The organism is Hymenobacter amundsenii, from assembly GCF_002204745.1.
Classification (GTDB): Bacteria; Bacteroidota; Bacteroidia; order Cytophagales; family Hymenobacteraceae; genus Hymenobacter; species Hymenobacter amundsenii.
On the sequence record NZ_NIRR01000036.1, the window covers coordinates 15911 to 35312 of the forward strand.

Annotated in this window: 20 protein-coding genes; 16 read left to right on the plus strand and 4 right to left on the minus strand. The window is 59.9% G+C overall.

Annotated features, from left to right (window positions below):
* The first annotated feature begins 75 nt into the window (after window positions 1-75).
* Window positions 76-627 (plus strand): D-glycero-alpha-D-manno-heptose-1,7-bisphosphate 7-phosphatase, encoded by a 552-nt coding sequence (locus CDA63_RS16565; protein ID WP_088465578.1) that lies wholly within the window; start codon window positions 76-78, stop codon window positions 625-627.
* Window positions 628-1024: 397 nt separating this feature from the next.
* On the opposite strand, the gene CDA63_RS20945 is transcribed toward CDA63_RS16565, so the two are convergent.
* Window positions 1025-1180 (minus strand): hypothetical protein, encoded by a 156-nt coding sequence (locus CDA63_RS20945; RefSeq protein WP_165768353.1) that lies wholly within the window; start codon window positions 1178-1180, stop codon window positions 1025-1027.
* A gap of 211 nt (window positions 1181-1391) precedes the next feature.
* Window positions 1392-2795 carry a type III PLP-dependent enzyme domain-containing protein gene (locus CDA63_RS16570; protein WP_088465579.1) on the minus strand — a complete coding sequence of 468 codons (1404 nt, stop codon included), beginning with the start codon at window positions 2793-2795 and terminating at the stop codon, window positions 1392-1394.
* Between the two features lie 374 nt (window positions 2796-3169).
* On the opposite strand from CDA63_RS16570, the gene CDA63_RS16575 reads away from it, so the two are divergent.
* The 7 genes from CDA63_RS16575 (at window position 3170) to CDA63_RS16605 (ending at window position 11264) form a co-directional block, all read left to right on the plus strand.
* Window positions 3170-4144: an arginase gene (locus CDA63_RS16575; RefSeq protein WP_088465580.1), complete on the plus strand. Its 975-nt coding sequence runs from the start codon at window positions 3170-3172 to the stop codon at window positions 4142-4144.
* 93 nt (window positions 4145-4237) lie between these two features.
* The gene (gene kaiC / locus CDA63_RS16580; RefSeq protein WP_088465581.1) at window positions 4238-5974 is read left to right on the plus strand and encodes a circadian clock protein KaiC; all 1737 of its coding nucleotides are present in this window, start codon (window positions 4238-4240) and stop codon (window positions 5972-5974) included.
* 140 nt (window positions 5975-6114) lie between these two features.
* The gene (locus CDA63_RS16585; protein WP_088465582.1) at window positions 6115-6405 is read left to right on the plus strand and encodes a circadian clock KaiB family protein; all 291 of its coding nucleotides are present in this window, start codon (window positions 6115-6117) and stop codon (window positions 6403-6405) included.
* A gap of 11 nt (window positions 6406-6416) precedes the next feature.
* Complete coding sequence (locus CDA63_RS16590; RefSeq protein ID WP_088465583.1) at window positions 6417-6722, plus strand: circadian clock KaiB family protein; 306 nt, start codon at window positions 6417-6419, stop codon at window positions 6720-6722.
* A gap of 180 nt (window positions 6723-6902) precedes the next feature.
* Window positions 6903-8603, plus strand: a complete 1701-nt coding sequence (locus tag CDA63_RS16595; protein ID WP_088465584.1) for an ATP-binding protein — start codon at window positions 6903-6905, stop codon at window positions 8601-8603.
* Between the two features lie 212 nt (window positions 8604-8815).
* A complete protein-coding gene (gene argS, locus CDA63_RS16600; protein ID WP_088465585.1) occupies window positions 8816-10609 on the plus strand; it encodes an arginine--tRNA ligase in 1794 nt (597 codons plus the stop codon).
* 73 nt (window positions 10610-10682) lie between these two features.
* Complete coding sequence (locus CDA63_RS16605) at window positions 10683-11264, plus strand: LOG family protein (protein WP_088465596.1); 582 nt, start codon at window positions 10683-10685, stop codon at window positions 11262-11264.
* 127 nt (window positions 11265-11391) lie between these two features.
* Here the strand turns inward: CDA63_RS16605 and CDA63_RS16610 are convergent, their stop codons facing one another.
* Entirely contained in the window at window positions 11392-12492 is a 1101-nt protein-coding gene (locus CDA63_RS16610) for a 3-oxoacyl-ACP synthase III family protein (RefSeq protein ID WP_088465586.1), read from the minus strand.
* Window positions 12493-12702: 210 nt separating this feature from the next.
* On the opposite strand from CDA63_RS16610, the gene CDA63_RS16615 reads away from it, so the two are divergent.
* The 7 genes from CDA63_RS16615 (at window position 12703) to CDA63_RS16645 (ending at window position 18040) form a co-directional block, all read left to right on the plus strand.
* Window positions 12703-13191 (plus strand): glutathione peroxidase, encoded by a 489-nt coding sequence (locus CDA63_RS16615; protein ID WP_242434714.1) that lies wholly within the window; start codon window positions 12703-12705, stop codon window positions 13189-13191.
* A gap of 133 nt (window positions 13192-13324) precedes the next feature.
* A complete protein-coding gene (locus tag CDA63_RS16620) occupies window positions 13325-13984 on the plus strand; it encodes an HAD family hydrolase (RefSeq protein ID WP_088465588.1) in 660 nt (219 codons plus the stop codon).
* A 223-nt stretch (window positions 13985-14207) separates the two neighbouring features.
* Window positions 14208-15161 (plus strand): 1,4-dihydroxy-2-naphthoate polyprenyltransferase, encoded by a 954-nt coding sequence (locus CDA63_RS16625; RefSeq protein ID WP_088465589.1) that lies wholly within the window; start codon window positions 14208-14210, stop codon window positions 15159-15161.
* A 48-nt stretch (window positions 15162-15209) separates the two neighbouring features.
* Window positions 15210-15758 (plus strand): RNA 2'-phosphotransferase, encoded by a 549-nt coding sequence (locus CDA63_RS16630; protein ID WP_088465590.1) that lies wholly within the window; start codon window positions 15210-15212, stop codon window positions 15756-15758.
* Between the two features lie 145 nt (window positions 15759-15903).
* Complete coding sequence (locus CDA63_RS16635) at window positions 15904-16779, plus strand: hypothetical protein (RefSeq protein WP_088465591.1); 876 nt, start codon at window positions 15904-15906, stop codon at window positions 16777-16779.
* Between the two features lie 190 nt (window positions 16780-16969).
* Window positions 16970-17131: a tyrosine-type recombinase/integrase gene (locus CDA63_RS16640; RefSeq protein ID WP_088465592.1), complete on the plus strand. Its 162-nt coding sequence runs from the start codon at window positions 16970-16972 to the stop codon at window positions 17129-17131.
* 33 nt (window positions 17132-17164) lie between these two features.
* Window positions 17165-18040, plus strand: a complete 876-nt coding sequence (locus CDA63_RS16645; RefSeq protein WP_199797549.1) for an RDD family protein — start codon at window positions 17165-17167, stop codon at window positions 18038-18040.
* 207 nt (window positions 18041-18247) lie between these two features.
* Here the strand turns inward: CDA63_RS16645 and CDA63_RS16650 are convergent, their stop codons facing one another.
* Window positions 18248-18475 carry a hypothetical protein gene (locus tag CDA63_RS16650; protein WP_199797550.1) on the minus strand — a complete coding sequence of 76 codons (228 nt, stop codon included), beginning with the start codon at window positions 18473-18475 and terminating at the stop codon, window positions 18248-18250.
* A 389-nt stretch (window positions 18476-18864) separates the two neighbouring features.
* Between CDA63_RS16650 and CDA63_RS16660 the strand changes: the two genes are divergently transcribed.
* Window positions 18865-19131 (plus strand): barstar family protein, encoded by a 267-nt coding sequence (locus CDA63_RS16660; RefSeq protein ID WP_126546909.1) that lies wholly within the window; start codon window positions 18865-18867, stop codon window positions 19129-19131.
* The last annotated feature ends 271 nt before the right edge of the window (window positions 19132-19402 follow it).

Consider the following 19402-nt stretch of genomic DNA (forward strand, 5'->3'; position numbering starts at 1 on the left):
CTTATCGGCTCCTTCGCTCCGCTCCGGATGGCCGTATCTTTGCCCGGTCATCAACACTTTTCACCACTGTTACACGTGAACAAAGCCGTATTTCTGGACCGCGACGGGGTGCTCAACCACGAAATGGGTACTTACGTGTGGGAGCCGGCGAAATTCGTGGTGGCCGCGGGCGTACCCGAGAGCCTGGCCCGCCTCAAAGCGGCCGGCTACTACCTCATCGTCATCACCAACCAAGCCGGCATTGCCAAGGGGCTGTACTCGGCCGCCGATGTGCAGGCCTGCCACGCCAAGCTGCAGGCGGCCACGGGCGGCCTGCTCGACGCGCTTTACTTCGCCCCAGGGCATCCGAGCGTGTCGGAAACGTTGCGCCGCAAGCCCGATTCGCTGATGCTGGAGCAGGCCCTGGCCCGCTTCCGCCTCGATGCGGCCCATTGTTGGCTGGTCGGCGACCGGCTCCGCGATATTGCTGCCGGCGACAAGGCCGGGGTGCGCGGCATTCTGGTTGGCCCCGATGAAGCCGACGGCTACCAGCCCCACGTGGCCGACCTACGAGCCGCCACCGACCTGATTCTGGCTACCAATATTCCGGCCGCGCGTAACGGCACCGGCGCCCGGCTTCGTGGGTAACGAAACCGGCGGCCGGAAAAATGATGCGGGTAGCTTATTGCCGGGTTGGGGCCGACGTTGCGGCGCTGGCGTCGGCAGTACGGCGGGCGGCGCCGTTAGGGCCGTCGCCTGGCGCGGTGCGGGCTTGGTGGCCGTGTAGGTTGGGCAATGGCTGCGGCAAGAAACAGCTCCCAACGAAAGTAAAGCACCAAATAGCAGAAGCTTTTTCATGGGCAGAGAAGAGGGGGATGGGGTGAGCGAAAAGGGCAAGTCTGGCAACCGAAAAGCCGGTTGACTGCCTAACGATTCAGCACTCCAAAAATTATTCCACCTCTGTAGCCGATGCGCCGCAAGCTCAAAAAGGCTTCCCCACTGGTAGCGGAGAAGCCTTTCGGGTAGCGGCCGAAACCGGGAAAATCTATTGCTGGGCGGTAGCTGGTGTGGCCTGGGCCATAATGGGCGACGACATGCGGTTGGCGTCTTTGGTGCTGCTGTAGGCTGGGCACTGGGCTTTCTTGTTGCACGAGCCCAGGCCGCAGGCGGCCACGCAAGCGAGAAGTAGTAATTTTTTCATACGGGTAAAAAAAGTGAGGGGCCGGGCCCGCGGTACATGGAGGGCGTAAAGGTAACGTGTCCGGCAACACCTTGCAACTCAATTGCTCCCCTTAAAGCGCAAGGAAACCTTATTTACCCGAAAAGCGGGTACCCCGGCCGGAGCACCCACTTTTCAGGCGGAAAAAAGTAATTGCTTGATTTGGTTATTTTTGAATTATTTCAATATTTGCTTACACCTCATAGCCCAGAATGCGCAGCATCGACTCGCCGGTTTGCTCCTCGGCAAACACGCGGTCGGTGAGCGTGCCGTCGGCGTCGCGGTCGAGAATCACGATTTTGGGAGCCGGAATCAGGCAGTGCTTTACGCCGCCGTAGCCCGAGAGGCTTTCCTGGTAAGCACCCGTGTGGAAGAAGCCCACGTAAAGCGGCTCCTTATCGGTGGCGGGCTTGCGCTCGGGCAGGAACACTTGGTAGATGTGCTTTTCGGCGTTGTAGTAATCCTGCGAGTCGCAGGTGAGGCCGCCGAGCTGGATTTTCTTGTAGCGCTTGTCCCAGCCGTTGAGGGCCAGCATGATGAAGCGCTGGTTCAGGGCCCAGGTATCGGGCAGGTTCGTGATGAACGAGCCGTCAATCATGTACCAGAGCTCCTTATCATTCTGGAGCTTCTCATCCAGAATTGAATAGATGGTCGCCCCCGACTCGCCGACCGTGAAGATGCCGAACTCGGTGAAAATATCCGGCTCCGGCACGCCTTCCTCGTCGCAGATGCGCTTGATGGTGCGCAGTACTTCCTCAATCATGTAGGGGTAATCGTACTCCTTCTGAATGGAAGTTTGGATGGGCAGGCCGCCGCCGATGTCGAGGGTAGTGAGCGTGGGGCAGACCTTGCGCAGCTCGCAGTACTGGTGCACAAACCGGCTCAGCTCCGACCAGTAGTAGCTCGTGTCCTTGATGCCGGTGTTGATGAAGTAGTGCAGCATCGAGAGCTCGAAGCGCGGGTCGTCCTTGATTTTACTCTCGTAGAGCGCCACCGAATCGGAATACCGAATGCCCAGGCGGGAGGTGTAGAACTGGAAGCGCGGCTCCTCGTCGGAGGCCAGGCGCATGCCCACGCGGCACTTTTCGCGCACGTTATCGTGGTAGTAATCCACCTCATTGGGCGAGTCGAGGATGGGCATGCAGTTCACGAAGCCGTCGTTGATGAGGCGGGTGATTTCGTGCTTGTACTCCTCGGTTTTGAAGCCGTTGCAGATGATGAACGTGTCCTTCTTCACGCGGCCCTTGGCGTGCATGGCCCGGATGATGTTGGTATCGAACCACGACGAGGTTTCGATATGCACGTCGTTCTTGAGGGCTTCCTCCACCACGAAGCTGAAGTGCGAGGCCTTGGTGCAGTAGGCGTAGGAATACTTGCCCCGATAGCCGGTCTGCTCGATGCCGCGGGCGAACCAGGCCTGGGCCCGCTGAATCTGGGAGCTGATTTTGGGCAGGTAAGCGAGGCGTAGCGGCGTACCGTGCTTTTTCACGAGGGCCATCAGATCAATGCCTTCGAAGCGCAGCTCGTTGTTTTCGACCGTAAACTCGTCGGTCGGGAAGTCAAACGTCTGCGAGATGAGGTCGTGGTAGGTATCCATTGAGGGGTAAAAGGTCAGTTGTTAGCTGTTGGTTGTCAGTTGCTAGTTGTCGGTGGCCAGTATTGTTCTGGTTACTGCCAACCGATAACTAGCAACTGACAATCAACTTTGCGAACTTGCATCCGCAAAGATACCCCGCTCGCGGGGTTTTGGTTGTGCTTTGTTCGTTGGTGGCGCCGGAGGGTCTGTGCGCGTCAAGCCTGAGGGGAGTTCCCACCCGCTCAATCGGCAAGCATTGAATAGGTAGAGGTGAGAAATGAGAAGGGAGAAGTGAGATGATTGGGTTTGAATAGCCCTAAACATCATCTCACCTCTCACCTCTCACCCCTCACATCTCCTACTAACCACTCTAACCTCTTTTCTGCCAATGTAGTATGCGACGCATTAAGCTTGTGGAAGTCCGCTCCGAACTCGGGGCCGGAACCCGGGGCGCCAGTATGGGCATCGACGCCCTGAAAGTAGCTTGCCTGAATAAGGGCTCCGATTACTTCCGACGGTTCAACTCGGTTCAGGTGCCCGATCTGAACCACGTGCTCTTCGACCGGAATCATTTCCCGAACGCCCGGCACATCGATTCTATTTATACGGTGCAGAAGGCCATTGCCGGCACCGTAGAGCAAACCCTGCGCCTGGGGGAATTCCCGCTCGTGCTGGCCGGCGACCATAGTTCGGCCGCCGCCACCATTGCCGGCATCAAGGCTGCCTACCCCCACAAAACGCTGGGCGTGGTGTGGGTCGATGCCCACGCCGACATTCACTCGCCCTACACCACGCCCTCGGGCAACGTGCACGGCATGCCGCTGTCCATCAGTCTCGGCGACGATAACCGCCAGTGCCAGCGCAACCAGCCCGAGCCGGAAACCGAGTTTTTCTGGCAGCGCCTCCAGGACCTGGGCGAACCCGGCCCCAAACTCACTCCCGAGCACCTCGTGTACGTGGTTGTGCGCGACACAGAAGCCGAGGAAAACGCTATTATTGAGCGCCTGGGCATCAAAAACTACAAGCTCGACGAAGTCAAGGACAAGGGCACCCGCCAGGTGGCCCGCGAAATCTACGAGCGCCTCCGCTTCTGCGACCTGGTGTACATTTCGTTTGATGTGGACTCGCTGGATTCGCGCTTCAGCAAGGGCACCGGCACGCCCGTGGAGGAAGGCCTTAACGTGGAGGAAGCCATTAGCCTGTGCCGCGCGCTGCTCGAAAACGACCGGGTGGTGTGCTTTGAGATGGTGGAAATCAACCCGACCCTCGACTCGGAAAACACCATGGCCCAGAACGCCTTCGACATCCTGGAAGCCGCCACCGACGCCATCCAGAACCGCCTGCGTATGGACGAAGTAGTGAGCCGATAGCGGTAAATGCGTAACTCGGTGAATGCGTGACCCGTTCTTTTCACTCATTCACCGAGTCACGCATTCAGTCTATCTTGCGACAAACTGCCTCTTATGTCCCGAAGCCCGCTTCCCCGTATTGCCGTGCTATCCCAGTTGCCCAAAGCCCTTACCGGAATTGACGGCCTCGATGAAATAACGGAAGGCGGCCTGCCTCAGGGCCGGCCCACGCTGGTATGCGGCAGCGCGGGCTGCGGTAAAACGCTGCTCGGCGTAGAGTTTCTGGTGCGCGGCATCCTCGACTACGACGAGCCGGGTGTGCTCATGACGTTCGAGGAAACGGCCGCCGAACTGACCGCCAACGTAGCCTCGCTGGGCTTCGATCTGGTCCAGCTGCAAACCGATAAAAAGCTGCGCCTCGACCACGTACATGTCGACCGCTCGGAAATTGATGAAGCCGGCGAGTACGACCTCGAAGGCCTCTTTATCCGGCTGGGCTATGCCATCGATACCATCGGGGCCAAGCGGGTGGTGCTCGATACCATCGAGTCGCTGTTTTCGGGTTTCCCGAACGAAGCCGTGCTGCGCTCCGAAATCCGGCGGCTGTTCCGCTGGCTCAAAGACAAGGGCGTGACCACCGTCATCACGGCGGAGCGGGGTGATGGTACGCTCACGCGCCAGGGCCTGGAGGAGTACGTGTCGGACTGCGTAATCCTGCTCGATAACCGCGTGATTGACCAGATTACGACCCGTCGCCTGCGCATTGTGAAGTACCGCGGCAGCACCCACGGCACCAACGAGTATCCCTACATCATCACCGAAGAAGGGATTTCGGTGCTGCCCGTTACGTCGCTCAAGCTGGAGCACTCGGTGTCCAATGAAATCGTTTCGACCGGCGTGGCCGACCTCGATGCCATGTTCATGCGTGGTGGCCTGTACCGGGGTAGCAGCGTACTGGTAACGGGCACGGCGGGCACAGCCAAAACCACGCTCGGCGCGGCCTTCGCCCTCGAAGCCTGCCGCCGGGGCGAGCGGTGCCTGATTTTCGCCTTCGAAGAGTCGCCGGCCCAGCTGCTGCGCAACATGGCCTCGGTGGGCCTCGACTTGGCACCGTTTGTAGAAAGCGGCCAGTTGCTGATTGAAGCCAGCCGCCCCACTATCAGCGGGCTGGAGCGCCATTTGGTGACGGTCCACAAGCTTATCGGCCGGTTTAAGCCCCAAAGCGTGGTTATCGACCCCATCAGCAACCTCGTATCGGTGGGCAGCATCTCGGAGGTGAGCAGTATGCTCACCCGGCTGGTTGATTTTCTGAAGGTGGAAGGCATTACGGCCCTGTTTACCGCCTTAATTGGCAGCAGCCACGGCCAAGAAATGGGAGAAGACGGAATCTCCTCGCTCGTTGACGTCTGGATTCACGTGCGCGACCTGGAGGGGATAGGCGAGCGTAACCGGGGCGTGAGTATCCTGAAGGCCCGGGGCATGGCCCATTCCAACCAGGTGCGCGAGTTCGTGGTCACGGCCCAGGGTATCCGGCTGCTCGATGTGCTGGTGGGTCCGGCGGGCATTATCACTGGGGCCAGCCGCCTCGCCCAGGGCATGCAGGAGCAAGCCCAGGCGCTGGCCGACCAGCAGGAAACGGAGCGCCGCGACCGGGAGCTGGAGCGCAAACGTCGGGTGCTGGAAGCCACCATTGCCAACCTGCGCACCGAGTTTGAGTCGGTGGAGGAGGAGCTGCGCCGGGTGATGTCGGAGGAGGAGGAGCGCCAGCTGACCCTGCGCCAAGACCGCCGGCAGCTGGGACAAAATTTTTCGACCCGTCCGGCTGCTGGCCCCAACGGTTCGGCGGAGTAGCCCGTACGTTGAGGAGCCGGCCCCTCCCGGGGCCCGGCGCAGTCCATCAATCAATCCAAATTAACACAACCCGCGAGGGGAAGTGCGGAGTGTTACCGCTCCAGACTAACGCCGCCGCCGGGTATTCAAGCAGAGCAACCATGGACGAGGAAATGTGGGAATTGCGCCTGTATGTAGCTGGCCAGACGGTGAAATCGGTGACGGCCCTGGCCAACCTGAAAAAGTACTGCGAGGAGCACCTGAAGGGCCGCTACCGGCTCGAAGTGGTGGATCTGCTGCTGAACCCGCAGCTGGCTGAAGGAGACCAGATTCTGGCCATCCCGACGCTGGTGCGCAAGGTGCCCTCGCCCATCCGCAAGGTTATCGGTGACCTCTCGAACCACGAGCGCGTGCTGGTGGGCCTCGATCTGCGGGCCCTCGACGCCTACTAAGCGCGCTGCTCATGGACGACTTGCTGCCCGCCGATACAACCCCTGCCCCCGAGTATGTGCTGGAGCTCTACATTACCGGTGCCACGCCCAACTCCACGCGGGCCGTGCGCAACCTCAAAGACATCTGCGAACGGTACCTGGCCGGGCGCTACGAGCTGCTGATTATCGACATTTATCAGCAGCCCGAGCTGGCCCAGCAGGCCCAGATCATTGCCGCGCCCACGCTGGTAAAAAAGCGTCCGGGGCTCATCCGCTGGCTGGTCGGCGACTTGTCGGACCGCCCGCGGGTGCTGCGCCTGCTGGGCCTGGAAGCCTAATAGCCAGTTGAATACATGGGTAATGGTTGGTATTGGTAAAAAGAACTCCATCCTGAGCGGAGCCAAGCATTTCTGCCGTAGAAGTAAGCTCAACCATAGCCACAACCCTGTGGCACAGGTACTTCGGCCGTTCCCCTGCCCAGTATTGCGTACCATTATGCCAAGCATCAACAACGCCTTATGAAGCCCGAGTCTGCCCCGCCATCCATTGCCGCCCTGGCCCTTGAGAACGAGGAGCTGCGCGCGCAGCTACAGGAAGCTGAGGAGCTGCTGACGGCCATCCGCACCGGCACCGTGGACGCGCTGGCCGTGCAGGGGCCCGACGGCCCCCGGGTTTTTACGCTTGAAGGAGCCGACCAGAGCTACCGCACGCTGATTGAGCAGATGAACGAGGGGGCCCTGCTGCTGGGCCACGATGCTACTGTGCTCTACTGCAACGCCTGTCTGGCGGGCCTGCTCGAAGCCCCGCTCGGCGCCATCATGGGCGCCTCGTTCAACCAGTTTGTGCCCGTCGAGTTCCGCGCCTACTGGGACGAACTGGTGGGCGCCGGCTGGGCTGGCAAAAGTAAAGGGGAAATGCCGCTCCGCGACGAATCAGGCCGGCTCCGACCCTTTGCGCTGGCCCTGAACGTGCTGCAATTCGGTGAAACCAGAGTGCTGGCTGTTATTGCCACCGACGTATCGGCCCGGCGCGAAATCAGCACCATCCGGGCCCGGGTGGCCGCCCAGAACGCGCTGCTCGAACGCCAGCAGGAAGAGTTGCGGGCCCAGGTGCAGGCTGCGGCCGAAACCAGCCGCATTCTCGAAGGTATTCCGCACGTGGCCTGGGCCGCCGATGCGAAGGGCCGCCTCATCTATCTCAACCGCCGCTGGTACGACTACACCGGGCAACCTGTGGCCGGCTCCTTCAGCCAGCGGGCGCTGCTCACCTTTCTGCACCCCGCCGACCTGATGCCCACCATGCGCCTGTGGCAGCAGAGCTTAAACACCGGCATGCCCCTGGAGGCCGAGTGCCGCATCCGTAACTGGCAGGGTTCCTACCGCTGGATGCTGGCCCGGGCCCGTCCCTCGCGTACCGACGCGGGTACCATCGGGCAGTGGATTGGCACCTACACCGACATCCATGAGCACAAGCTGGCGCTGGAGCGCATCGACCAGGCCCAGCACGAGCTGCGCGAAAACAACCAGCAGCTCACCCGCGTCAACGTCGACCTCGATAACTTCATCTATACTGCCTCCCACGACCTGCGGGCCCCCATTACCAACCTCGAAGGGCTGCTCGAAACCCTGCGCCAGGAGCTGCCCCCCGACTGCCGCCCCGGCGAGGTGAGCCCCGTGCTGCTCATGATGCAGGATTCGGTGGATCGTTTCAAGCGCACCATCGACCACCTGACCGACGTTTCGAAGCTGCAGAAGGAGCAGGCCCTCCCCCGCGTGGCCGTAGATTTAGCTCCGCTTATCGAGGATGTGTGCCTCGATTTGCAACCCCTCATCCAAGCCGCCGGGGGCCAGTTGGAAGTCGACGTGGCGGACTGTCCTACGGTAACGCTGGCCCAAAAAAACCTGCGTTCGGTGATCTTCAACCTGCTTAGCAACGCCTTCAAGTACCGCTCGCCCGACCGGCCCTGCCAAGTCCGCATTCGCTGCCGCGCGGCGGCCGATGGCTTTATCGCCCTGCAGGTGCGCGACAATGGCCTGGGCCTCGACCTGCGCGAAGACCGCAAGCTATTTTCGATGTTCCAGCGCCTGCACGACCATGTGGAGGGCTCGGGCGTGGGGCTTTACATGGTGAAGAAAATGGTGGAAAACGCCGGGGGGCGCGTGGAGGTGAAAAGCCGCCTCGATAAGGGCTCGACGTTCACGGTGTATTTGCCGCGGTAGGGGAAGGAGTGGACGCGAACCAGACCTGCCCGGCGCGGAGCCGCCACCCGCAAAAAATAGCGGGGCATCCGGCCGGGGTTTCTACCTTTGCGAGCCGGCGGATTTTCCGTCGATTGGGTGGGCCGAAGCCGTTATGGTAGTCCGCCTGCGCTCCTTGTTCCCGGTGCCGCCCGCCTTTGGCGGGGCAGCGCCCCCTTCAGTACCCGACTTCCGTGCAACAACTCGAACAGACCCTCAAAACCGCCCTTGGCGCGGCCATCCAGAACGTATTTGGGGCCGAGGTGCCCGCCGACCAGTTGAGCCTGCAAGCCACCCGCAAGGATTTTGCCGGTCAGTTTACGCTCGTCACGTTCCCGTTCACCAAAACGCTGGGCAAGGGCCCCGAGCAAATCGGGCAGGCCCTGGGCGAATGGCTAATGGCGAACGAGCCCGTTGTAAGAGGCTTCAACGTGGTGAAGGGCTTTTTGAACCTGGAAGTGGCCGATGCCGAATGGCTGCGGGTGTTCGAGGAGTTGCGCCAGCGGCCGGCCGATGCTCCCGTGGAAACCGGTGGCCCGCAAAACGTGGTGGTCGAGTACTCGTCGCCTAACACCAACAAGCCGTTGCACCTGGGCCACTTGCGCAACAACTTCCTGGGCTACTCGGTGGCCGAAATCCTGAAAGCCACCGGCGCCACGGTATCGAAGGTGAACTTGGTCAACGACCGGGGCATCCATATCTGTAAGTCGATGCTGGGCTACCAGCGGTTCGGCCACGCCGAAACGCCCGCGAGCGACGGCATCAAGGGCGACCATCTGGTGGGCAAGTACTACGTGCTGTTCGAGAAGCACTACCGCGAGCAGGTGGCCCAGCTGGTGGCCGAGGGCGTTGAGAAGAAAACCGCCGAAGCCCAGGCGCCCCTGATGCTGGCGGCCCGCGAGATGCTGCAACAGTGGGAGGCCGGCGACGAGGCCGTGGTCAGCCTTTGGAAGCAGATGAACGGCTGGGTGTACGAGGGCCACAACGCCACTTACGCCGCCATCGGCGTCGATTTCGACAAGTTTTACTATGAGTCGGGTACTTACCTGCTGGGCAAGGAGCGGGTGCAGGAAGGCCTCGACCGCGACCTGTTCTACCGCAAGGAAGACGGCTCGACCTGGGTGGATCTGGCCCAGGAAGGACTCGACCAGAAAATCCTGCTCCGCTCGGATGGCACCAGCGTCTACCTGACCCAGGACCTGGGCACGGCCGAGCTCAAATACGCCGATTTCCACTACGATTCCAGCATCTACGTCATCGCCGACGAGCAGAACTACCACATGCAGGTGCTGCAGGCCACGCTTCAAAAGCTGGAAAAGCCCTACGCCGAGGCTATCCATCACCTGAGCTACGGCATGGTGGATTTGCCCACCGGCAAGATGAAGACCCGCGAAGGTACCGTGGTGGACGCCGACGAGCTAGTGCGCGACGTAGTGGCCGCCGCCGAGGCCGCCACCCTCGAGAAGGGCAAAACCGAGGGCCTGACCGACGACGAGCTGAGCCAGCTTTACCACATGCTGGGCCTGGGCGCGCTCAAGTACTACCTGCTGAAGGTGGACCCCAAGAAGCGCATGCTCTTCAACCCCGAGGAGTCGGTGAAGCTGGAAGGCGACACTGGCCCGTTCGTGCAGTACTCGCACGCCCGCATTGCCGCCATCTTGCGCAAAGCCGCCGAAATGGGCATCTATTCCACCGCCGACCTGAGCGGCCTGGAGCAGCTGCCCGTCGCCGCCCGCGAAATGGTGCAGGAGCTGGGGCGCTACCCGGCCGTGGTGCGCGAAGCCGCCCGCACCCTCTCGCCGGCCCTGGTGGCCCAGTACGCCTACGACCTGGCCCGCGCCTACAACCGCTTCTACACCGACGTGAAAATCTTCACTGAGCCCGACCAGACTGCCCGCGCCTTCTACGTGGCCCTCTCAGCCCAAACCGGCCAGGCCATCAAAACCAGCATGGGTCTGCTGGGCATTCCGGTGCCCGAGCGGATGTAATTGCCAGAAGCGGCGACGAAACGCATCTTTGCGTTTCATCGCCGCTTTTACCTTCCAACCCTACCAACTGCCCATGAAAAGCGTTGCCGTGTATTGTGGTTCGAGTGCCGGAACCAACCCCGAATTCAGCCAGCAGGCCACCGAAATGGGCCGCATACTGGCCGAGCGCAACCTGACGCTGGTGTACGGCGGGGGCAGGGTGGGCCTAATGGGCGTGGTGGCCGACAGTGTGCTGGCCCACGGCGGCCGCGCCATCGGCGTGATTCCCGATTTTCTGATGGGCAAGGAAGTGGAGCACCGGGGCCTGACGGAGCTGCACGTGGTAAAAAGCATGCACGAGCGGAAGCTGTTGATGGCTGAGCTGGCGGAGGGATTCGTGGCCATGCCCGGCGGCTTCGGCACCCTCGAAGAGCTGTTCGAGGTGCTCACCTGGGGGCAGCTGGGCCTACATAAAAAGCCCATCGGCGTGCTCAACGTGGCCGGCTTCTACGACCACCTGCTCCGCGCCCTCGACCACATGGCCGACCAGGGTCTGCTACGCCGCGAAAACCGCCAGCAGCTCCTGAGCCACCCCAACCCCGCCGCCCTGCTCGACGCCCTGGCCGCCTACGTACCTGTAGAGCTGGAAAAGTGGCTCAAGCCCGGCGGGGAGTAGGGAGTGAACGTCATGCTTCATCTGTCGTCCGCGAAGGCGCGAGCCGCAGTCGAAGCATGACAGTTCCTTTTTCACTCATTCACCAGTTCACTCACTCACTCACTCACTCACTCACTCACTCACTCACTCACTCACTCGGTACGCGGTAGACCACGGCGTTGCAGTTCATGCCGGCACCAACGCTGGCGAAGACGATAACGTCGCCGGGCGTAATGGTGGAGCCGGCGAGCTGGCCGCGCGTAATCAGGTCGAGCAGGGTGGGCAGGGTGGCGACCGAGGAGTTGCCGAGCCAGGAAATGGTCATCGGCATGACGCCGGCCGGGGCTGGGGTGTCGCCGTAGAGGCCGTAGAGGCGCTTGAGGATGGCCTCGTCCATTTTGCCGTTGGCCTGGTGAATGAGCAGCTTACTCATGTCGGCAATGCCAAGGCCGGCTTTATCGAGGCAGTCTTTGATGGCCTGGGGCACGGTTTTGAGGGCGTACTCATAGAGCTTGCGGCCTTCCATCTGCAGAAACAGCTCGTCGCCGGTGTAGGCGGGGTTGCGCGAGGTGGCCATGCGCAGCAGGTGGGCCGCCTGAACGGTGTCGGAACGCGAACCGTGGCTCAGGATGCCCACTGGCTCGTCGTCGGGGCCGGTTTCGCGGGCCTCGAACAGCACGGCCCCGGCCCCGTCGGAGTAAATCATGCTGTCGCGGTCGTGGGGGTCGCAGACCCGCGAGAGGGTTTCGGCCCCAATCACCAGCACCCGCTTGGCATCGCCCGAGCGCAGGTAGTAATCGGCCTGAATAACGCCCTGCAGCCACCCAGGGCAGCCGAAAGGCAGGTCGTAAGCAACCGTGTGGGGGTTCTGAATGCCGAGCTTGTGCTTGACGCGGGCCGCCAGGCTGGGCACGAAATCGGAGCGCCGGTTGGTTTCCGTGATGTCGCCGAAGTTGTGGGCTACCAGCAGGTAGTCGAGCTGCTCGGGGTCGGTGGTGGGGCAAGAGTCGAACAGGGCCTGGGCCGCCAAAAAGGCGAGGTCGGAGGCCACCTGATCGGGGGTGGCGTAGCGCCGCTCGCGGATATCGGTGATCTGGGCGAAACGCTCCACGATTTCGGCTCCCGGTTTGTCGAGCCGCTGGCCTTCGCCATCAAAAAAATCCGCGTCGATGAATGCTTCGTTTTTAACGACCCGGGTTGGGAGGTAGGAACCTGTTCCGGCAATGATGGAATGGAACGTCTTACGCATGAGCAGGTTAGCGGAAGTAGAAAAAAGCCTCAATCAACGAAAGTAATCCCTTTTTAGCTAAAGCGGAGTTTCGTTGTTCAAAATTCCGGCAATGGTTGGCCCGCTACGGGCCGGGGCGGGGCCATGCTGCGCCAGAAACCCGTTTCTTCGCGTCGCTATTCCGGCCGCTGGCTGGCTGGGCCGCTTGTTTCACCTTTTTCTGCTACTTACATGACTGCTCCCGCTGCTTCCGTTCACGATTTCGTTGTAAAAAACATTCAGGGTGCCGAGGTGCCACTAAGCCAGTACCGGGGCAAAAAGCTGCTCATCGTGAACACGGCCTCCGAGTGCGGCTACACGCCCCAGTACCAGGAGCTGGAGGAACTGGCCCAGAAATATGCCGACCAAGTGGTGGTGCTGGGCTTTCCGGCCAACGACTTCGGGGCCCAGGAGCCCGGTTCCGATGACCTGATTGCCGCTTTCTGCGAGAAGAACTACGGCGTCACGTTCCCGCTGTTCAGCAAGATTTCGGTGGCTGGCCCCGATGCCGCCCCGCTCTACCAATTCCTGGGTAGCAAGGCTGAAAACGGCCAGACGGACGAGAAGCCGAACTGGAATTTCTGTAAGTATCTGGTGGACGAAGCCGGTCAGGTGGTGGGGTTTTATCCCGCCAAGGTGACGCCGCTAAGCGAGGAGCTGGTAGCGGCCATCGGGAAGTAGGCCGTCTATACCGGGGAGTAGGGGCGGGGGCAAGTCCCGCCCCTACATCGTTCTGCTTGCTTGGGTTTGTGCCACGCTGCTTGGAATAACAGTTCTGGTACCTTCGCGGTAGTTTCACCAACCTCCGCGCCCGATGCAGACCGTTATTTTCGACATGGACGGCGTTATCGTTGATACCGAACCCGTTCACCGCTATGCGTATTTTCGGCACTTTGAGGAGCTGGGCATTTCGGTAACCGATGCCGAGTACGCTGCCTTCACCGGCCGCTCGACCCGCAACGTGTACCAGCACCTTAAGGACCGGCACGACCTGCCGCAGCCCACCCAGGAGCTGGTGCTGGCCAAGCGCGAGTTCTTCAACCGCGCCTTCGACGAAAAACCCGACCTCGACCTGCTCGATGGCGTGCGCCACCTCATCGACGACCTGCACCAGCAAGGCCTGGAGCTAATTCTGGCCTCGTCGGCCTCGCATTCCACCATCAGCCGGGTGATGCGCCGCTTTGAACTCGGACCGTACTTCAGCCATCTTCTCAGCGGGGAGGATTTCGCCCGCTCCAAGCCCGACCCGGCCATTTTCGAGCAAGCTGCTGCCCTGGCCCGCTCGCCCAAAAACGAGTGCGTGGTCATCGAGGATTCGGCCAACGGCGTGACGGCGGCCAAGGCGGCCGGTATCTACTGCATCGGCTACCGAAGCGAGCATTCCGAAGGCCAGGACCTGCACCACGCCGACTTAGTAGTGGCTCACTTCCGCGAACTGACGGCCGCCCGCATCGCGGCTATTAAAGCGGATTAGGGCGTATTTTCGTGGGTGAGAACAGCGATACAGAAACGTTAGTCATGCTGAGCGCAGTTAAAGCATCTCTACCGCAATGCTAATGCTTTCGGCTGCAACGAAGCGGTAGAGATGCTTCGACTACGGCTTTGCATACTGGCTCTATGCGCCACATGCTCAGCATGACAATATTCCTGTATCGCTGTTCTATGCTACCCCTCCATATATCATTTCCTCCCCTTTCATGAACCCGCCCATCGTTCCTGCCCCCCTGAGTCCTGCCAAAGCCTGGGTTTCGGCGTTTCGGCCACGCACGTTGCCGCTGGCGCTGGCCAGCATCATGGCCGGGGGCTTTCTGGCGGCCAGCCACGGGCAGTTCCGGCCCGCAGTGGTGGCGCTGGCCGCCCTTACGACTGTGTTGCTCCAGATTCTGAGCAACCTGGCCAACGACTACGGCGACTCGCAGAACGGGGCCGACAGCGTGCACCGCGAGGGGCCGCAGCGGGCCGTGCAGAGCGGGGCCATTACACCCGCCCAGATGAAGCGGGGTATGGGCCTGTTCGGGGCGCTTTCGCTCGGGAGTGGGCTGCTGCTGCTGTGGGTGGCGCTGGGCGCGGCCGGGGCCTGGGTGTTTCTGGCGTTTCTGGCGCTGGGGCTGTCGGCCATCTGGGCGGCCGTGAACTACACGGCGGGCAGCAAGCCCTACGGCTACGCCGGGCTGGGCGACTTGTCGGTGTTCGTGTTTTTCGGGCTAGTGGGCGTGTGCGGGACGTACTTTCTGCAGGCGTACAGCCAGGTGCCCGTCTGGACCCAGGCGCTGCCCTGGCCGGTGCTGCTGCCGGCGGCGGCGCTGGGCTGCTTTGCTACGGCGGTGCTTAACGTGAACAACATCCGCGATATCCGCTCCGATAAGCTGGCGGGCAAAATCACGATTCCGGTGCGGCTGGGGCCGGTGCAGGCCCGCCGCTACCACTGGCTGCTGCTGGTGCTGGGCTTCTCGGCGGCCGTGCTCTACGTGGCCTTTACCTACCACTCGCCCTGGCAGTGGCTGTTTCTGCTGAGCGCCCCGCTGCTGCTGCGCAACGCCCGCGCCGTCTGGCAGCGCCAGGACTCCCTGCAGCTCGACCCGTTGCTCAAGCAAATGGCCCTCACCACGCTCGTGTTCACGCTGCTGTTCGGGCTGGGGCAGGTGCTGTAGGGGGGAGTTGCGAGCTAGAGCTAGGGGTTAGCTCCTCAACTTAAATCTATGCTATCCGACAAAGAAACCACACGCCTGAGCAAGCTCCTGAGCTTGGTGCTGCGCCACGACCCCGCCCACCTAGGTCTGACCCTGGACGACCAGGGCTGGGTACCCGTTGATACGCTGCTGACCCAGGCCTGGACCCACCAGGTGCCTTTGACCCGCGAAGCCCTCCTGCACATCGTGGAAACCAACGCCAAGCAGCGCTTCCGCCTCTCCGACGACCAGCAGCGCATCCGTGCCAGCCAGGGCCACTCGGTGGCGGTAGATTTGGGCTACGTGCCTGTGGTGCCGCCCGCGCAACTGTACCACGGCACGGCAGCGCGTAACCTGCACGTTATTCTGGCGCAGGGCCTGCTGAAAATGGACCGCCGGCACGTGCACCTGAGTGCTGACGGTGCCACGGCCCGGCAGGTGGGCAGCCGCCACGGCTCCCCCGTGGTACTGGTGGCCGATACCGCCCGGATGCACGCCGACGGCCACCCGTTCTATCAGGCCGATAACGGCGTCTGGCTGACCGACGCCGTGCCACCGCAGTACCTGCGCCCGCTGTAGGGGCAATTATCCGGGAAGGGGTAGGCGCTGGTCCGTCGGGAAACCACGGCTTCCATTCACGCCTGCGTTAAGCCTGGATAGTGGATGGCGGTTAAACATGGCGGATAAAATCCGGATATTGGGCTGCTGGTTAACCCCCTTTACCATGAATCTCGCCGCCCAATTCAACGATTATATCCGCCAGCAAAATAGCGCCCCGCGGACCGATTTCTGCGGCCTAAACCCCGACCAGATCTACCGACTGATTTACAGTTCTCTGGGGCCCGGCTCGCCGGTGCGGCTGTGCGAAAACCTGCCCGACGCGGTGCTCGACCAAGTGCCGCTGCTACTGCTCACAGAAGCATTCCTGCGTATTATACGGCGTGACAAAAGCATTAAGCTCACGGCGGCCGGGGCGCTGCCGCGCAAGTACCTGCTAGAACTCTACGGCCTGGGGCTGCTACCGGAGCCCAACCTCGATTCCGGCCTCATCAAGCTCAGCCGTGAGCAAGATTCATTGGTGCTCAGTGCCCTGCACATCAATACCATACTAGCCGGGCTGGCCAAAAAGGTGCATGGTCAGCTCACGCTCACCAAAAAGGCCGAGCAGCTGCTGACCCCTACGCAGCGGCCGGCACTGCTGGAAGTGGTGCTGGTTACGTTCACCGAGAAATTCAACTGGCCCTATTTTGATCTGTACCCGTCTGAATCGACCGGGCAAATGGCCTGGCTGTACTCGGTGTACCTGCTCGCTAAGTTTGGCCATGAAGTGCGGCCAGCCAGCTTCTACGCCGACAAATACCAGCTGGCTTTTCCGCTCGTGCGGGCTGATTTCCCGGACCAGCCCTACGCCTCGCCCGAGCAGCAGTTGCGCCGCTGCTACTGCGTACGCACGTTTGGCCGGAGCCTGAACTGGTTTGGGTTGGTGACGGTGGGCAACAGCCCGCACTACCTGGATACCGATAGCAGCCAGGTAGCCGCCACCGGCCTGCTAGCGCAGCTATTCGACGTGTGGCAGGCCCCGGAAACGCCTATTCTGTAAGGGTGGTGAAATGCATCCGGGATATAGTTGGCGGTTGTGGCTGGCTTGGTTTACTTCATACCGGTTTGCTGCACCTATCTGGTCTTGCAGGGCCAGCACCCCGGCGAGCCTTACAGCGCCCGCAGCCTCCAGATGGTGGTTGAAGCAAGCTGCCAGCCGGGCGGGCATCTCCCGGCCTATTTCGCTCCATATGCTACGGCACTCCTACGCCACGCACCTGATGGAAACTGGTACCGATATTCGCATCATTCAGGACTTGCTGGGCCACAGCAGCATCAAAACCACCGAAATCTACCCGCATGTTGCCCAACGTACCCGCCCGGCTTCCCCACTCGACAGCCTCGGCCTTTGATTGGCGAGTAGCGGATAGCATGCTGTATTTGGTATGCTATCCGCTACCCACTTGCGTACTAAGAAAAAATGCCCGCTATTTGGGCAACTGCTGAGTAGCGGGTATCCTAATGTTAGCACCCATTTTAAAAAAAAGCCGACATCAATGACAGAACAAAAAACAGAATTGGCATTTCTAAAATCAAGCAGAAAAAGAAGAATTGCGGCATTCTTTATTGATCATTTAATAATGACATTTTTAATGGTTTCAATTGTATTTATTGCACTTGGACCAAATTTTATGGACGAAAATAATCCAAGTAAAATAATGACAACAATGTTGTTCGTTATGATACCTGGATTCCTACTATATTTTGCAAAAGACAGCTTGAAAGGAATTAGTGCTGGAAAATGGATTATGGGAATAATGGTTCGTGACGAGAATAGTCAAAATAAAATCCCTTCATTTGGAAGAATTTTTCTAAGAAACTTATTTATAATTATATGGCCTATTGAATTTATTGTTTTGGCAACTAACGACCAAAAGAAAAGACTTGGGGACAAACTTGCAAAAACAATCGTGGTAAAAAATCCAAATGAGCCAACTAAACTTCCACGAGTTTTAGCACTTATTGGAGTGGGAATTGCTTTTTTTGTCTTTGTATTTTTTACGGCTGGAAATGCAATGAAAAATTCAGATGCATATAAAGTAGCGACAAAAGAAATCGAAATAAATAAAGAAATAATAGCTGAAACTGGTGGAATAAAGGGATATGGAATGATGCCAACAGGAAATGTAAGTATATCAAACGAACAAGGACAAGCACAATTTGAAATCAAGGTTTTAGGGAACAAGAAAGACCTAAATGTTAGTGTTTACTTGGAGAAAGAACCAAATGGCGAATGGAAACTAATAGAAATGCAAAAATAAAAACTGATGCTAACAGCAGTTAGGCAGAATGGTAGGTTCAGTGCTAAAATAGAGTTTGGTTTTACAATTGAAATTTAGTGTAAAATTGAAGTTACGTGCTTCTAAATCCGCCACTTCGCCAAGCTGCAAAACGTTGATATTTAAAAAAAGGCCGCCGCTGCTTCATGTGAAGCAGCGGCGGCCTTTTTTTAAATATCAACGTTTTGTTTACTCCCCGCTGGTGGCAGCTGGGCCTTCAGCGGCGGGCGTATCGCCTTCGGGGCGGGGGCCACGGCCGGAGCGGTTGCGGCCGCCCCGGCTGCGGCGGGGCTTCTCGCCCTCGGCACCTTCGGCACCGGCAATGTGGGCACCGGGTGCGTCGTCGGGCAGGGGCAGGCGGGGGGCGCGGCCAGTGGACGGTGGAAGAGTACAACGATCAGGCGCCCGCTTGCGCAATTGACGCGAACTTTATCGCCCATTGGTGGGATGATGAAGAGCGTACATCCACGTCCGCAACGATCTTCCTGGCCCATATTCATGTGCAGTGTTATTTTTTCGGAGATTTCGAACTGGAGAACGACATTTGCCCGAGCGAAATACAATGCTTGGCAGACCACGAAAGGCTTATGCAGTACCTGGTTGCGGTTTCCCTAACACTCGGTAAAGAAGTGGTGATGACGGAGGAGGCCATTCATGACGCCCAGGTCTTTGTACGCGTGAATGGCAGAAGCATTCATTACGAGGACATAGTCCAGGGCGCAGGGAGAATCCACTAAGTCGTAGGTTGAATCTTCGTTTTGGCAAATCCGACCGTTTTCGTGAACGCCTCTGAGTACCTTCCCAAGATGAAAGTTGCTTTACAAGGGTCGGAGATGACGAGTGTGCTGGCGCTGCACGCTCAGTTTAAGCAGCAGCTCGCCTTTCCCGACTACTACGGCGAGAATTTGGACGCGCTGTGGGACTGCATCCGATGCGTAGATGTTCCCTTAATCGTGGAATGGCGGGACTTTGCCCAAAGCCGCCTGCACCTGGGCCAGTACGCGGACCGAGTACTCGAAACCCTGCGGGATGCCGAGCAAGAAGTACCGGGGTTCATTCTTGAAGTCCGCTAGAAAGCTCCTTCAACCAAGCGGAGCGCGTTTACCTTCGGACCGTTTTCGTGAACACGCTGCTGCTGCATTTGACGCTTCATGCGATTGGGCAAGGAGCCCCCTACCTTGCGCGTCCCTGCCGGAGCCGGTTGTCGGTCGGCGTTTACTTTTCCCCTGCCCATGCGCTCTTGGTTGCTGCTGCCGCTCTTTTTCCTTACATCCGGTACGCCCCGCTCGCCCCGCATCGTGCTGCCGGGGTATTTTACCTGCCGCGGGGCCCTCATGCTGGAAA